This window comes from Rhodovulum sp. 12E13 (genome assembly GCF_003340565.1).
GTDB lineage: Bacteria > Pseudomonadota > Alphaproteobacteria > Rhodobacterales > Rhodobacteraceae > HLUCCA09.
This window is the reverse complement of record NZ_QPLK01000001.1, coordinates 348646-360909: the sequence shown is the minus strand read 5'-3', so window position 1 is coordinate 360909 and position 12264 is coordinate 348646. Positions and strand designations below refer to the sequence as shown.

14 protein-coding genes and 1 riboswitch are annotated in these 12264 nt (G+C 70.7%); of the genes, 1 reads left to right on the top strand and 13 read right to left on the bottom strand.

The window, feature by feature from the left end; translation table 11 throughout:
* Window positions 1-22 precede the first annotated feature (22 nt).
* Genes DLJ49_RS01570 through thiM form a run of 6 tightly spaced genes read right to left on the bottom strand, consistent with a single transcriptional unit; the run spans window position 23 to window position 4610 of the window.
* A complete protein-coding gene (locus DLJ49_RS01570; protein WP_115391744.1) occupies window positions 23-742 on the bottom strand; it encodes an ABC transporter ATP-binding protein in 720 nt (239 codons plus the stop codon).
* Window positions 739-1422 carry a thiaminase II gene (tenA, locus tag DLJ49_RS01565; protein WP_115391743.1) on the bottom strand — a complete coding sequence of 228 codons (684 nt, stop codon included), beginning with the start codon at window positions 1420-1422 and terminating at the stop codon, window positions 739-741. The genes DLJ49_RS01570 and tenA overlap by 4 nt, the downstream gene beginning before the upstream one ends.
* Window positions 1419-2357 carry an ABC transporter substrate-binding protein gene (locus DLJ49_RS01560; RefSeq protein WP_115391742.1) on the bottom strand — a complete coding sequence of 313 codons (939 nt, stop codon included), beginning with the start codon at window positions 2355-2357 and terminating at the stop codon, window positions 1419-1421. The genes tenA and DLJ49_RS01560 overlap by 4 nt, the downstream gene beginning before the upstream one ends.
* Window positions 2354-3193, bottom strand: coding sequence for a bifunctional hydroxymethylpyrimidine kinase/phosphomethylpyrimidine kinase (gene thiD, locus DLJ49_RS01555; protein WP_115391741.1), 840 nt, complete (start codon window positions 3191-3193; stop codon window positions 2354-2356). The genes DLJ49_RS01560 and thiD overlap by 4 nt, the downstream gene beginning before the upstream one ends.
* Complete coding sequence (gene thiE, locus DLJ49_RS01550) at window positions 3190-3819, bottom strand: thiamine phosphate synthase (protein ID WP_115391740.1); 630 nt, start codon at window positions 3817-3819, stop codon at window positions 3190-3192. The genes thiD and thiE overlap by 4 nt, the downstream gene beginning before the upstream one ends.
* Complete coding sequence (gene thiM / locus DLJ49_RS01545) at window positions 3816-4610, bottom strand: hydroxyethylthiazole kinase (protein WP_115391739.1); 795 nt, start codon at window positions 4608-4610, stop codon at window positions 3816-3818. Before thiM ends, thiE begins: the two co-directional genes overlap by 4 nt.
* A 49-nt stretch (window positions 4611-4659) precedes the next feature.
* Window positions 4660-4757, bottom strand: a riboswitch (TPP riboswitch).
* Between the two features lie 103 nt (window positions 4758-4860).
* Between thiM and DLJ49_RS01540 the strand changes: the two genes are divergently transcribed.
* Complete coding sequence (locus tag DLJ49_RS01540; RefSeq protein ID WP_233488605.1) at window positions 4861-6030, top strand: CaiB/BaiF CoA transferase family protein; 1170 nt, start codon at window positions 4861-4863, stop codon at window positions 6028-6030.
* 267 nt (window positions 6031-6297) lie between these two features.
* Here DLJ49_RS01540 and mnhG read toward each other — a convergent pair whose 3' ends face one another.
* From mnhG to DLJ49_RS01505, 7 genes are read right to left on the bottom strand one after another with little or no spacing between them, the layout of a single operon-like run.
* Complete coding sequence (gene mnhG, locus DLJ49_RS01535; protein ID WP_115391737.1) at window positions 6298-6639, bottom strand: monovalent cation/H(+) antiporter subunit G; 342 nt, start codon at window positions 6637-6639, stop codon at window positions 6298-6300.
* Complete coding sequence (locus DLJ49_RS01530) at window positions 6639-6974, bottom strand: MrpF/PhaF family protein (RefSeq protein ID WP_115391736.1); 336 nt, start codon at window positions 6972-6974, stop codon at window positions 6639-6641. Before DLJ49_RS01530 ends, mnhG begins: the two co-directional genes overlap by 1 nt.
* The gene (locus tag DLJ49_RS01525) at window positions 6971-7450 is read right to left on the bottom strand and encodes a Na+/H+ antiporter subunit E (RefSeq protein ID WP_115391735.1); all 480 of its coding nucleotides are present in this window, start codon (window positions 7448-7450) and stop codon (window positions 6971-6973) included. The genes DLJ49_RS01530 and DLJ49_RS01525 overlap by 4 nt, the downstream gene beginning before the upstream one ends.
* Entirely contained in the window at window positions 7447-8988 is a 1542-nt protein-coding gene (locus tag DLJ49_RS01520) for a Na+/H+ antiporter subunit D (RefSeq protein WP_115391734.1), read from the bottom strand. The genes DLJ49_RS01525 and DLJ49_RS01520 overlap by 4 nt, the downstream gene beginning before the upstream one ends.
* The gene (locus DLJ49_RS01515; protein ID WP_115391733.1) at window positions 8985-9407 is read right to left on the bottom strand and encodes a Na+/H+ antiporter subunit C; all 423 of its coding nucleotides are present in this window, start codon (window positions 9405-9407) and stop codon (window positions 8985-8987) included. Before DLJ49_RS01515 ends, DLJ49_RS01520 begins: the two co-directional genes overlap by 4 nt.
* Window positions 9407-9826, bottom strand: coding sequence for a Na+/H+ antiporter subunit B (locus DLJ49_RS01510; protein WP_115391732.1), 420 nt, complete (start codon window positions 9824-9826; stop codon window positions 9407-9409). Before DLJ49_RS01510 ends, DLJ49_RS01515 begins: the two co-directional genes overlap by 1 nt.
* Window positions 9823-12126: a putative monovalent cation/H+ antiporter subunit A gene (locus tag DLJ49_RS01505; protein ID WP_115391731.1), complete on the bottom strand. Its 2304-nt coding sequence runs from the start codon at window positions 12124-12126 to the stop codon at window positions 9823-9825. Before DLJ49_RS01505 ends, DLJ49_RS01510 begins: the two co-directional genes overlap by 4 nt.
* Between the last annotated feature and the right edge of the window lie 138 nt (window positions 12127-12264).

The window sequence follows — 12264 nt, the reverse complement described above, 5'->3', positions numbered from 1 at the left end:
CCGTCCGTGCCGCCCGGCCGTCTCACGCCGCCCGCAGCCGCGTCAGCAGATCGGCCCCGAAGCGCAGCGTCTCGGGGTCCGATACCGGGCGGATCGCGGGCGAGCCCGGCACCGGCACCGCATACAGGGCGCCGCCCTCCATCAGCCACACCGCGTCGCCCATCCGCGCGGCCTCGGCCGGGTCGTGGGTGACCAGCAGCACCGTGCGGCCCGCGAGCGTCTCGGCCGCAAGCTCCTGCATGTCGACCCGGGTGCGCGCGTCGAGCGCCGAGAACGGCTCGTCGAGCAGCACGACGGGGCGCTCCTCCATCAGCGTCCGCGCCAGGGCCACGCGCTGACGCTGCCCGCCCGACAACGCGCCGGGCCGCTTGTGGGCATGATCGGCAAGGCCGAGGCGGGCGATCAGCGCGTCGCGGCGGCCCGCATCCTCCGCCTCGCCGCGCAGCCGCGCGCCGAGCGCCACATTGCCCGCCACGTCGAGCCACGGCATCAACAGGTCGTCCTGCGCCATGTAGGCCACCCGCCCCGCCACCGGGCGCCCGTCCGATGCCGCGATCTCGCCGGCAAAGGCTGCACCGGTCTCGAGCCCGGCGATCAGCCGCAGCAGGGTGGACTTGCCGCAGCCCGAAGGGCCGAGCAGGCAGGTCCACTGCCCCGCCGCGAGCGACAGGCGCACGTCCTCGAACAGCGCCGTGCCGCCGAACCGGGCGGTGCCGGCCAGCGTGACGCCGGGCGCGCTCACCCCGAAAGGCCCATCTGCCAGAAGCCCGCCTCGAGCCGCGTCGCGGTCACGAAGCGCCGCGTCAGCCGGCTCCAGCGCGGCGCGGCCTCGAAGCTCTCGCCGATCCGGCGGGCCAGCGCGGCGTCGATCAGCGCACCGGTCTCGCGCGCGAGCGCCTGGTACTCCTCGCCCGCATAGGTCTCGATCCAGTCGGCATAAGGTCCGCCCGGCGGCGCCTCGGCGCCCAGACGCGCGCCGATCTCGCCATATCCCAGAACGCAGGGCGCGAGCGCCGCCAGCAGATCGGCGAGGTCGCCCGCCTGCCCCGCCTCGAGCACGTAGCGCGTGTAGGCGAGGTTGGCCGCGTGCTCCTCTGCCGCTTCCAGGTCCGCCTCGCCGATGCCGGCCTCGGCGCAGGTGCGGACATGCAGCTGCATCTCGTGGTTCACCAGCCCGTCGACGACGCCGGCGGCCATCTTCATCTCGGCCAGCGTCTCGGATTTCACCACTGCCAGCGCCCAGGCGCGCGAGAAGTGGATGAGAAAGACGTAGTCCTGCACGAGGTAGCGCAGGAAGGCCGCGCGCGGCAGCGTGCCGTCGCCAAGCCCGGCGACGAAGGGATGGCGCGTGTAGGCGTCCCACTCCACGCCCGCCGCGGCGCGCCAGAGGGCGAAGGCACGCCCGTATTCCGGCGCGCTCATTCCGCCCCCACGTCGATCGCAAGCTCCGAGGCGGGCCGCGTGCCCGCCACGAGCCCCGCATCCGACAGGAACGCCTCGAAGGCCCTGTAGCGGCCATGGTCGAAGGCCGCGGGCGTCAGCGAGAAGCGCGGCACCGTGTCGAAGAAGGCGCGCTCGTTCAGCTCGTCCTGCAGCTCGGGCGCGGTCGCGGCGAAGGTCTCCCACGCGCCCTGCGGATCGTTGATCATGTGCTGCACGGCCAGCTCGGTCGCCGCGAGGAAGCGGGCGATCCTGCCGGCGTCCATCGTGTCGGGATTGGCGATGTAGACGAGTTCGTCATAGGCGGGGATGCCCAGTTCCTCGAGGAAGAGGCAGCGGCCAGGCACGCCCTCGATCTCCATCTGGTTGAGCGTGAAGTTGCGGTAGGCGCCGATCACCGCGTCGACCTGCCCCGACATCAGCGCCGGCCCGAGCGAGAAGTTGACGTTGACCATCTCGATGTCGTCGAGCGTGAGCCCCGCCTGCGACAGGAGTTGCTGCAACAGCGCCTCCTCCACCCCCGCGACCGAAAACCCGACCCTGAGGCCCTCGAGGTCGGCGGGCCCCTCGACCGGACTGTCGGCGCGCACCATCAGGCAGTTGAGCGGCGTGGCGATCAGCGTGCCGACGCGGACGAGCGGCAGCCCCTCGGCCACCTGCAGGTGAAGCTGCGGCTGGTAGGAGATGGCCAGATCGGCGCGGCCTGCGGCCACCGTCTTGGGCGGGGCCGAGGGGTCGGCCGGCGCCGTCACCTCGACCTCGAGCCCCTGGTCGGCGAAGTAGCCGAGCTCCTGGGCCAGCACGACGGGCGCGTGGTTGGGGTTGACGAACCAGTCGAGCAGCAGTGTGAGCCGGTCCTGCGCGGCGGCCGGGGCCGCGGCGAGCAGGAGGGTGGCAAGCGCGAGGGCGCGGGTCATGTGGCGTCTCCCTTGTGGGTCTCTGGCCGGTCGTCAGGCACCGGCCAGAGCGCATGGAAATGGTGGACGGGGCCGTGTCCGTGGCCCACACCGAGGCTGTCGGCGGCCGCCAGCGCCCCTTCGAGCCAGCGCTTGGCGTTCCGCACCGCGTCGGGCAGGGGGCGGCGCCTCGCCAGTTCCGCGGCGATGGCAGACGAGAGCGAACAGCCGGTGCCGTGGGTGTTGGTGGTGGCGACACGCGCCCCCTCGATCCAGATCGCGTCGTCGTCGTGCACCAGAAGGTCGGGCGACTCCCCGCCCTCCAGATGCCCGCCCTTGATCAGCACCGCGCGGGGCCCGAGCGAGAGCAGCGCGGTCGCCTGCACCTGGATCTGGTCGCGGCTCGTGGCCAAGGGCGCGTCGAGAAGGCGCGCGGCCTCGGGCAGGTTCGGCGTGACGAGGCCCGCCCGCGGCAGCAGACGCTCGCGCACGGCCTCGACGGCGCTGTCTTCGAGAAGCGCGGCACCGCCCTTGGCGACCATCACCGGGTCGACGACGATCGGCGCGGGGAGCTCCTCGAGCGCGCCGGCGACGGCGCGGGCGATGTCTGAATTGGCGATCATGCCGACCTTGACCGCGCCAACACGGATGTCGACCAGCACCTCGGCGATCTGGCTCGCCACGAAGTCGGGCGGCAGGGCATGAACGGCGGCGACGCCCGTCGTGTTCTGCGCCGTCAGCGCGGTGATCGCGGCCATCCCGTAGACGCCGCGCGCAGAGAACGCCTTGAGGTCGGCCTGGATGCCGGCCCCGCCCGAAGGATCGGACCCGGCGATGGAGAGGGCGGTGGGGATCATGCCACCTCCCGCGCAGCGCGCATGGCCTGCGCGATGTCCCGCGCCGCCGCGGCGGGGTCAGGCGCGGCGCAGATGGCCGAGACGACGGCGAGGCCCATGGCGCCCGCGCGCACAGCCGCGGGCGCGTCTGATGCGGTCACGCCGCCGATGGCGACGGCGGGCACGGGCGAGGCGGCGACGATCCGCGCGAGCCCGTCCCACCCGGTGGGCGCGGCGTGGCCGGGCTTGGTGGCGGTGGCGCGCACGGGGCCGGCGCCGATATGGTCGACACAATCGGGCACCGCGCGGGCCTGCGCCTCGGTCTCGACCGACAGGCCCAGCAGCCGGCCCGCACCGATGGCGCGGCGCACCTCGGCGGCGGGCATGTCGCCCTGCCCCACGTGCACCCCGTCGGCAGACAGCGCGAGAGCGGCCTCGATATCGTCGTTCACCACGAAGAGCGCGCGTCCGCCGATCGCGGCCTGCACCGCGCGGCCCGTCGCGATGCGCTGCGCTGTCGTCGCCTCCTTCATGCGGAGCTGCACGATGCCGGCGCCGCCCGCCACCGCCGCGCCGGCGACCTCTGTCAGCCGGTCGCCGCAGATACCGGCGTCGAGCACGAGGTAGCAGGAGAGATCGGGGGTCATGCAGCCTCCGCCCGGCCGTCGAGATCGTCGCCGCCCACGGCCGACAGCGCGTCGATGAAGGCGACCGCGAAGCTGCCGGGGTGGTCCGCGCCATGGCCCGCCCGCTCGCCCGCCGCGGCGTAGTGGCAGAGCGCGGCGAGCGCGGCATCGAACGGCGCCTCCTGCGCGGCATAGGCGCCGGTCACTGCGGTCAGCGCGCAGCCGAGCGCGGTGACCCTGGGCATCAGTTCGTGCCCGCCGGTCACACGGGCGGCGCGCGTGCCATCGGTCACGAAATCGCGCACGCCCGTCACCGCGACCACCGCGCCCGTCTCTGCCGCCAGCGCGCGGGCGGGCGCCTCCGCCGCCGCCACGTCGTCGCCCGAATCGGCCCCCTGCCCCGCGGCCTCGGCGCCGGCCAGGGCGATGATCTCCGAGGCGTTGCCGCGGATGATCGCAGGCTTCAGCGCGACAAGGCGGGCTGTGGCCTCGCGCCGCCAGGGCGAGACGAAATGCGCTACCGGGTCGAGCACCCAGGGTGTGCCGGCGGCATTGGCGCCCTCTGCCGCGGCGACCATCCCGGCCAGCCAGTGCGGCGAGAGGGTGCCGATATTGATCGTCAGCGCCCCGGCGATGCCTGCGACATCGCCCGACTCTTCAGCGGCATGGACCATCGCGGGCGAGGCGCCGGCGGCAAGCACGGCATTGGCGGCCACGTTCATCGCGACGTAGTTGGTGATGCAGTGCACCAGCGGGCAGGCTGCGCGCATGCGCGTCAGCGCGGCTGCGGGAGGGGGAAGGGTGTCGGTCATGGGCTCCTCCGCCGGCTTCGGGGAGGCGCAGGCCACGGGCTCGAATGCGCCACGGCCTTGAACGACTCCCTACGCCGGCATGATCCGGTTCAGGTTCAAAGGGTGCTTCTCAGCCCCGGATCTGCCGGGACGCCCCTGTCTGGTGCCTCGTGTAACGCCCCGGCCGGCCGCTTGTCACGAGACTTTTTCAAACCGTCGGCGCGGCCGATGCGCCTTGCGCCCGGTCCGGGCTTGGGCAATCACGACCACGATGGAAAAGCAGATGCGCAAGGACGCGCCCCTTTCGGGGCTGAAGGTGGTGGAACTCGCGCGTATTCTCGCGGGGCCATGGCTGGGGCAGGCGCTGGCCGACCTCGGCGCCGAGGTGATCAAGGTCGAGGCGCCCGAGGGCGACGACACGCGACAGTGGGGCCCGCCCTTTGTCGAGCGGCCCTGCCTCGATGGGGGAACGGAGCGGTCGGCCGCCTATTTCCACGCCGCGAATCGCGGAAAGCACTCCATCACGGCCGATTTCCGCACCGAGGCGGGGCGCGAGAGGGTGCGGGCGCTCGTGGCCCAGGCCGACATCCTGATCGAGAACTTCAAGGTCGGGGGGCTGGCGAAATACGGGCTCGATTACGAAAGCCTCTCGGCGCTCAACCCGCGGCTCATCTACTGCTCGATCACCGGCTTCGGGCAGGACGGGCCGTATGCCTCCCGCGCGGGCTACGACTTTCTCATCCAGGGCATGTCGGGGCTGATGTCGGTGACCGGAGAGCCCGACCAGCCGCCGCAGAAGGTCGGCGTGGCGGTCACCGACATCGTGACCGGCCTCTACGGCGCGGTCGGCGTTCTGGCCGCGGTCGAGCAGCGGCACCGGACAGGGCGGGGCCAGCACCTCGACCTGTCGCTGCTCGATTGCGCGGTGGCGCTCATGGCGAACCAGGCGATGAACGTGCTCGCCTCGGGCGAGGCGCCGCGGCGGCTGGGCAACGCGCACCCCAACATCGTGCCCTACCAGGCCGTTCCGGCGGCTGACGGCTGGATCATCCTGGCCGTGGGCAATGACGGCCAGTTCGCACGGCTCTGCGAGGTGCTGGGGCTCGCCGGGCTCGCCGCCGACCCGGCCTATGCCACCAATCCGGCCCGCGTGGCGCACCGCGCCACGCTGATGCCGCTGCTCGAGGCGGCGACGCGGCGCTGGCCGGCGGCCGAGCTTCTCGCGGCGCTCGAGGCGGCGACGGTGCCGGCGGGGCCGATCAACGACCTTGCCGGCGTCTTCGCCGACCCGCAGGTGGTGGCGCGGGGCCTGCGGATCACGCCCGAGGGGGTGCCGGGCGTGCGGGGGCCATGGCGCTTTTCCGACGCCGAACTGAGGCTCGACCGCGCGGCGCCGAGGCTCGGCGGAGACGACGCCACCCCGGACTCGGCCCCCGGTTGACGCCGGATAAGGGGGGCTTGTGCATAAATCCGGCGCCGCGCGGGCGCCGACCCCGTCGCCGCGTCCATCAAGCCGCCGCGACGGCCGCCCCGAAGCGGAGCGGGGTTCGCACACTCCGCCACGCTGCGGCGCAGCGATGCAAACGGCTTTTGAAATCAGAGGCCTACAGGTGAGCACCGCGACATGATAACGCGAGCGAGATGACGTAACGTTCGCGCTATGCGCGAACCGGTTTTCCCAGGCCTGTGGAAAAGTCTGGGGATGCCCTCACTCGGCGCGGCTGTCTGGGGGCGGCCCCTGCCACCGGTCGGGGACACGGTCGGTCTTCCAAAGGGGCACGCCCTGCCGCAACGCCGCACGCCCGATCATGTGGGCGGCGATGGGCGCGGTGAGCATCAGGAACAGCACCGCGAGAATGACCTTGGCGGTCATACCCGCATCCTGGAAGAACAGAGCGACCGCCGCGAGGATCAGGCCCGAGCCGAGCGTGCCCGCCTTGGTGGAGGCGTGCATGCGGATCAGCACGTCGGGCAGGCGCAGGATGCCCAGCCCCGCGATCAGCGCGAAGGCCCCGCCGATCAGGCAGAGCGTGCCGACGACCCATTCCATCAGCGTGTCTCCTCGGCTGTCTTGGTGTCGGTCGGCAACGCGCCCGCGCCCCGCCGCGCCTCGCGCCGCTCGGCGAAGCGGGCGAGCGCGACCGTGGCCAGAAAGCCGATCAGCGCCACGATCAGCGCCACGTCGAGAAAGGCCGGCACGGCGGTGAAGATGCCGAACAGCCCGCAGAAGGCCACCACGAGCACCGTCATCATGTCGAGCGCCACGACCCGGTCGGCCAGCGTCGGCCCCTTGGCGAGCCGCACGAAGGCCAGCACGATCGACGCCATCACCATCCAGAACCCGGCCTGAACCGACCAGTGGAGGAAGAAGTCTGCCCCGGTCATTCGAACACCTCTCGGACCATGCGCTCCATGCCCCCCTTGAGATCGCGGACGAGGCCGTCGGTATCGTCGGCAAACATGGCATGGACGAGCAGCGTAGAGCGATCCTCGCTCACGTCCACCGAGAGCGTGCCGGGCGTGAGCGAGATCAGATTGGTCACCATCAGGATACCGGCGTCGGACTTCACGTCGAGGGGCATCTCGATCAGCCGGGGCCGCGAGCGATGGGTTGGCGTCACGACGTCCCACGCCACGTCGATCGACGACTTGATGAGCTCGTAGAGGAAGAAGACGAGCAGGCGCAGCCCGTTCCAGACACGCCCGAAATACCGGCTGGGGCCGCCACCGAAGATCGGCTGGGTAAACCACAGCGCCAGGTAGCCGAGCACGAAGCCGATGGCGATTCCGGCGAGCGAGAAGCTGTCGGTCAGCGCGGCCCAGGTCGCGGCGAGCAGGATGTTGAGCAGCAGATATGTCATTCGCGCGCCTCCAGCGCGGCGATCCGGGCCGCCCCCTCTGCGGCGTCGGCCCCGAGCACGGTCGCCACATAGTCCGACGGGTCGATCAGCTGCGCGGCAGAGCGTTCGGCGAACTGCACGAAGGGCTCGGGCGCGAGGCCGATCACGCAGGTCAGCACCGCGAGGGCGGCGATGGGCGTCACGAGCGCCAGCCGGTCACGCGCCGGCAGCGCCGAGAGAACCGGCGCGTGCCCCTCGGGGTGCGGCTTCCAGAAGGCCTCGGCCCAGATCTTGGTCATCGAGTAGATGGTGAGCGCGCCGACCACCAGCGCGGCGGCCGCGAGCACCCATGCCTCGGCGTCGAGCGAGGCCTTCACCACCACGTATTTCGCCCAGAACCCCGAGAGCGGCGGGAACCCCGCGAGAGAGAAGGCGGGGATCAGGAACAGCACGGCGAGCAGCGGCGCCGAGGCGTAGAGGCCGCCGATCCGTCCGAGCTCCGTCGAGCCGGTCAGGCGGTTGGCCACCCCCGAAACGAGGAAGAGGTTCGCCTTCACGATGATGTGGTGGACGAGGTAAAAGACGGCCCCCACGATCGCCAGCGGGGTCAGCAGCGCAAGGCCGAGGATCATGTAGCCGATCTGGCTGACGATGTGGAACGACAGGATCTTGCGGAAATCCTGCTGCGCTGCCGCGCCGAGAACGCCCGTCACCATGGTGAAGCCCGCCACCCAGAGCAGGATCGTGTGGGTGAATTCGGTGTCGCCGGTGAAGACCAGCGTGAACATCCGGATCAGCGCATAGACGCCGACCTTGGTCAGCAGCCCCGCGAAGACCGCCGACACCGAGAAGGCGGGCGTGTGGTAGGCTGCCGGCAGCCAGAAGAACAGCGGGAAGAGCGCCGCCTTCACCCCGAAGGCGATCATGAACATCATGGCGACGACCGTCACCAGCGCCTGGTTCTCCAGGCGCGGCACGGTCACCGCGAGATCGGCCATGTTGAGCGTTCCGGTCATGCCGTACAGCAGGCCGACGCCGGAGAGGAAGAGGATCGTCGAGACGAGGTTGAGCGTGACGTACTTGATGCCGCCATCGAGCTGCTCGCGCGTGCCGCCGAGCACCAGCAGCCCGAACGAGGCGATCAGCATCACCTCGAACCAGACGTAGAGGTTGAACAGGTCGCCGGTCAGGAATGCGCCCGTGACGCCGGCGATCAGCACCTGGAAGAGGGCGTGATACCCCATCCTCTCCTGCACCGCGCTGACGTCGGCGAGGGCGTAGACGGCCACGGCGAGCGCGGTGATCGCGGTGATCACGACCATGACGGCCGACAGCAGATCGGCGACAAGCGTGATGCCGAAGGGGGCACGCCAGCCGCCCATCTGCCCCGCGATGACACCCTCGGCCAGAACCTGTGCCATCAGCACGGCGGACGCCGCGAGAAGCAGGGCCGAGCCCGCGACCGAGATCCACGCCGCGCGCGGCGTGTCGCGGGTGAGGTAGCAGGCCACGGCCGTCAGGAACGGAATCGCCAGGGGAATCGAGAGAACCCAGCTCATTCCGCGGCCTCCCGCGCCAGATGGGGCGTGGTCGCGCGCCGCGAGGCCGGCGCCGCGCCCTCTTCTCCCTCGGGCGGCTCGGCCAGCCGCATCTCGTCGCTGTCGACGGTGCCGAGCGCGGTGTAGGCGCGAAAGACGAGCGCGAGCGCGAAGGCCAGCAGACCGAAGCCGATGACGATGGCGGTCAGCACCAGCGCCTGCGGCAGCGCGTTGGCCACCAGCGCCGGCGGTGCCTCGGCGCCTTCGTCGATCAGCGGCGGCGCACCCAGCGTCAGTCGCCCGCCGGTGAAGATCACGAGGTTGGCCGCGTTCGAGATCAGCACCAGCCCGAACAGGAAGCGCACCACGTTGCGCGACAGCATGAGCCAGACGGACGCGGCGACGAGAACGCCGATGAGGATTGCGAGGATCTGTTCCATCACGCCTCCTCCTCGAGGGCGAAGACGAGGGTGAGGATCGCGCCCATCACCACGAGGTACACGCCGATGTCGAAGACGAGCACCGTCGACAGCGGCAGGCCCTTGCTGTCCTCCGTCGCGCCGATGAACAGCCATTGCCCGGTGAAGAGCGCGTCGCCGAAGAGAGCCGCGAAGAGCCCCGCGAGCAGGGCGATGCCGAGGCCGGCCATGGCGATGTTGGAGGGGTCGACGCGCAGCGCCTTGCGCGCGCTCTCGGTGCCGCAGGCGATGGCCTGGATGACGAAGCCCACCGCGCCGACCAGCCCCCCGATGAAGCCGCCGCCGGGCAGGTTGTGGCCCCTCAGCAGCATATAGACGGAAAAGACCAGAAGCAGCGCCACGAGAAAGCGCGCACCGGATTCGACGATGACCGATTTCATCGCGCGTCCTCCTCCTTGGTCGGGGCGATCTTCGTCTTGAGCAGGGCAAGGGCGGCGATGCCGGCGACGGCGACCACGGCGATCTCGCCGAACGTGTCGAGCGCGCGGAAATCGACGAGGATAACGTTGACGATGTTGCGGCCGAAGGCCTCGGGCCACGACGTGACCTCGAAATAGTCCGACAGTCGCCGGTCGATCGGGACCTCGAGCACCATCAGCATGATCGCGGTGACCGCGCCGCCGATGCCGAGTGCCAGCGCGGCGTCGAACCAGCGGCGGCGGCCCGTCTCGGGCTCGAGCGAGGGCAGCTTGAGAATGGCGAGCGCCACCAGCACGACCACCAGCACCTCGACGAGCAGCTGGGTGATGGCGACGTCGGGCGCGCCGTAGGTGATGAAGATCAGCGCCACGCCCACGCCCACCACGCCCAGCCCGGCGAGGGCCGTGATGCGCGAATTGGTCGAGACGACGACGCCGGTGCCTGCAAGCACAAGCAGGGCGATCCCCCATTCCTTGACCAGAAGATACGGCATCTCGAGCACGATCGGCCCGGGCCCCGTCGCGATCAGCGCCGCGACGAGGCCGGCCAGCAGGGTGACGAAGGTCACGGCCATGTAGTTGACCAGCCGTCCCGATTGCAGGATGCGGGTCTGCCACGCGGCAAGCGCCTTCAGCCCGTCGAGGAACCTGTCCCACCCGGCATCGAGCGAGGGCAGGTGCGTGCCCAGGCGGTTCAGCCCGTCGCGCAATGTCACGTGGGCAGCATAGAGCACGATGCCCAGCGCGAAGGTGACGAGCGACAGGATCAGCGCGAGGTTGACGCCGGCCCAGAGCCGCAGGTCACGCGCCTCTCCGTCGCGGCCCAGCACGGCGTCGACGCCGGGCGACACGAGGATCTGCTGCTTGAGCCAGGGCATCAGCCCGAAGGCAAGCCCGAGCACCGACAGGACGACCGGCCCGGCGAGCATCTGCCACGGCCCCTCGTGGGGTTTCACCGGCGTCTCGCCACGTGGCCGACCCCAGAACGGGCGAAGGCAGACGATCCCGGCCACGGCGAACATCAGAGCGTTCGAGGCGAGCGCGAAGGCGGTGACGATGGTGCCGAGGGCGAGCTCTCCGGCCCCCTTGTAGAGCACCTCCTTTGCGATGAAGCCCACGAAGGGGGGCAGACCGGCCATCGAAAGACCGGCAAGCGCCGCGGCGAAGGCCGTGACCGGCATCGCGCGCGCGAGCCCGCCGAGGATGCGCGCGTCGCGCGTCCCCGTCCCGTGATCGACCGTGCCGACCACGAGGAAAAGGGCCGCCTTGTAGAGCGAATGCGTCACGAGGAACGCCATGAACCCGGTGATCGCGTAGGACGACGTGCCGTCGGCAAGGAAGAGCACCAGCGTGCCCAGCGCCATCAGCGTGGTGTAGGCCAGCGCCTGCTTGAGGTCGGTCTGCCGCAGCGCCATGACGCTGGCGAAGACCGCGGTCACGCCGCCGAACAGCGTCAGCGACCACAGCCAGACGTCGGTGCCCGCGAGCGCCGGATGCAGGCGCGCGAGCAGAAAGACGCCCGCCTTCACCATCGTGGCCGAGTGCAGATAGGCCGAGACGGGCGTCGGCGCGGCCATCGCGTTGGGAAGCCAGAAGTGCAGCGGGAACTGCGCCGACTTGGTGAAGGCACCCGCGAGCACGAGGACGAGGATCGGCAGATAGAGCGGGCTCTCGCGCAGCACGTCCCCCGAGGCGAGCACCACGGCGAGGTCGAACGAGCCGACGACCGTGTAGATCAGGATGAAGCCCGCAAGCAGCGCGAGCCCGCCCATCCCCGTCACCAGCAGCGCCTGAAGGGCCGAGCGGCGCGACTTGGCGTCGGCATGGCCGAAACCGATCAGGAGGTAGGAGGTGATCGACGTGAGCTCCCAGAAGACGAAGAGCGTCAGCAGGTTGTCGGCCAGCACGACGCCGAGCATCGCGAGCATGAACAGGAACAGGTAGAGCGCGAACCGGCCCGAATGATACTTCCCCTCCATGTATTTCGCGGCGAAGAGCATCACGAGCGCCCCGATGCCCGAGATCAGAAGAGCGAAGGTCAGGCTCAGGCCGTCCACCAGGACCGAGAAGTTCACGCCGAGCGAGGGCACCCAGGCGGCACCCCAGCGCAGCACCTCTCCTCCCGCGACGGGAGGCATGGCCGGCCAGAGCGCGGCGAAGATGGCCGCGGCAAGCGCCGCGGGCACCCAGGTCAGCCCCTGCCCACGCCGATTCGCCGGCTTCGCCCCATGCGCTGCCGCCTCGCCTGTCGCGCTGCCCATCCTCGCCTGCCTCTCGTGCGCTGCAATCCCGTCGGCCGCGGACGCGGCGGCGCCCCGGTTAACCGATGCTGTCGCGCAAAGCTAGACATGCGACACATAGGTTCCATAAGATCGCGGCAGAAGTTCCGATAGGTTTTG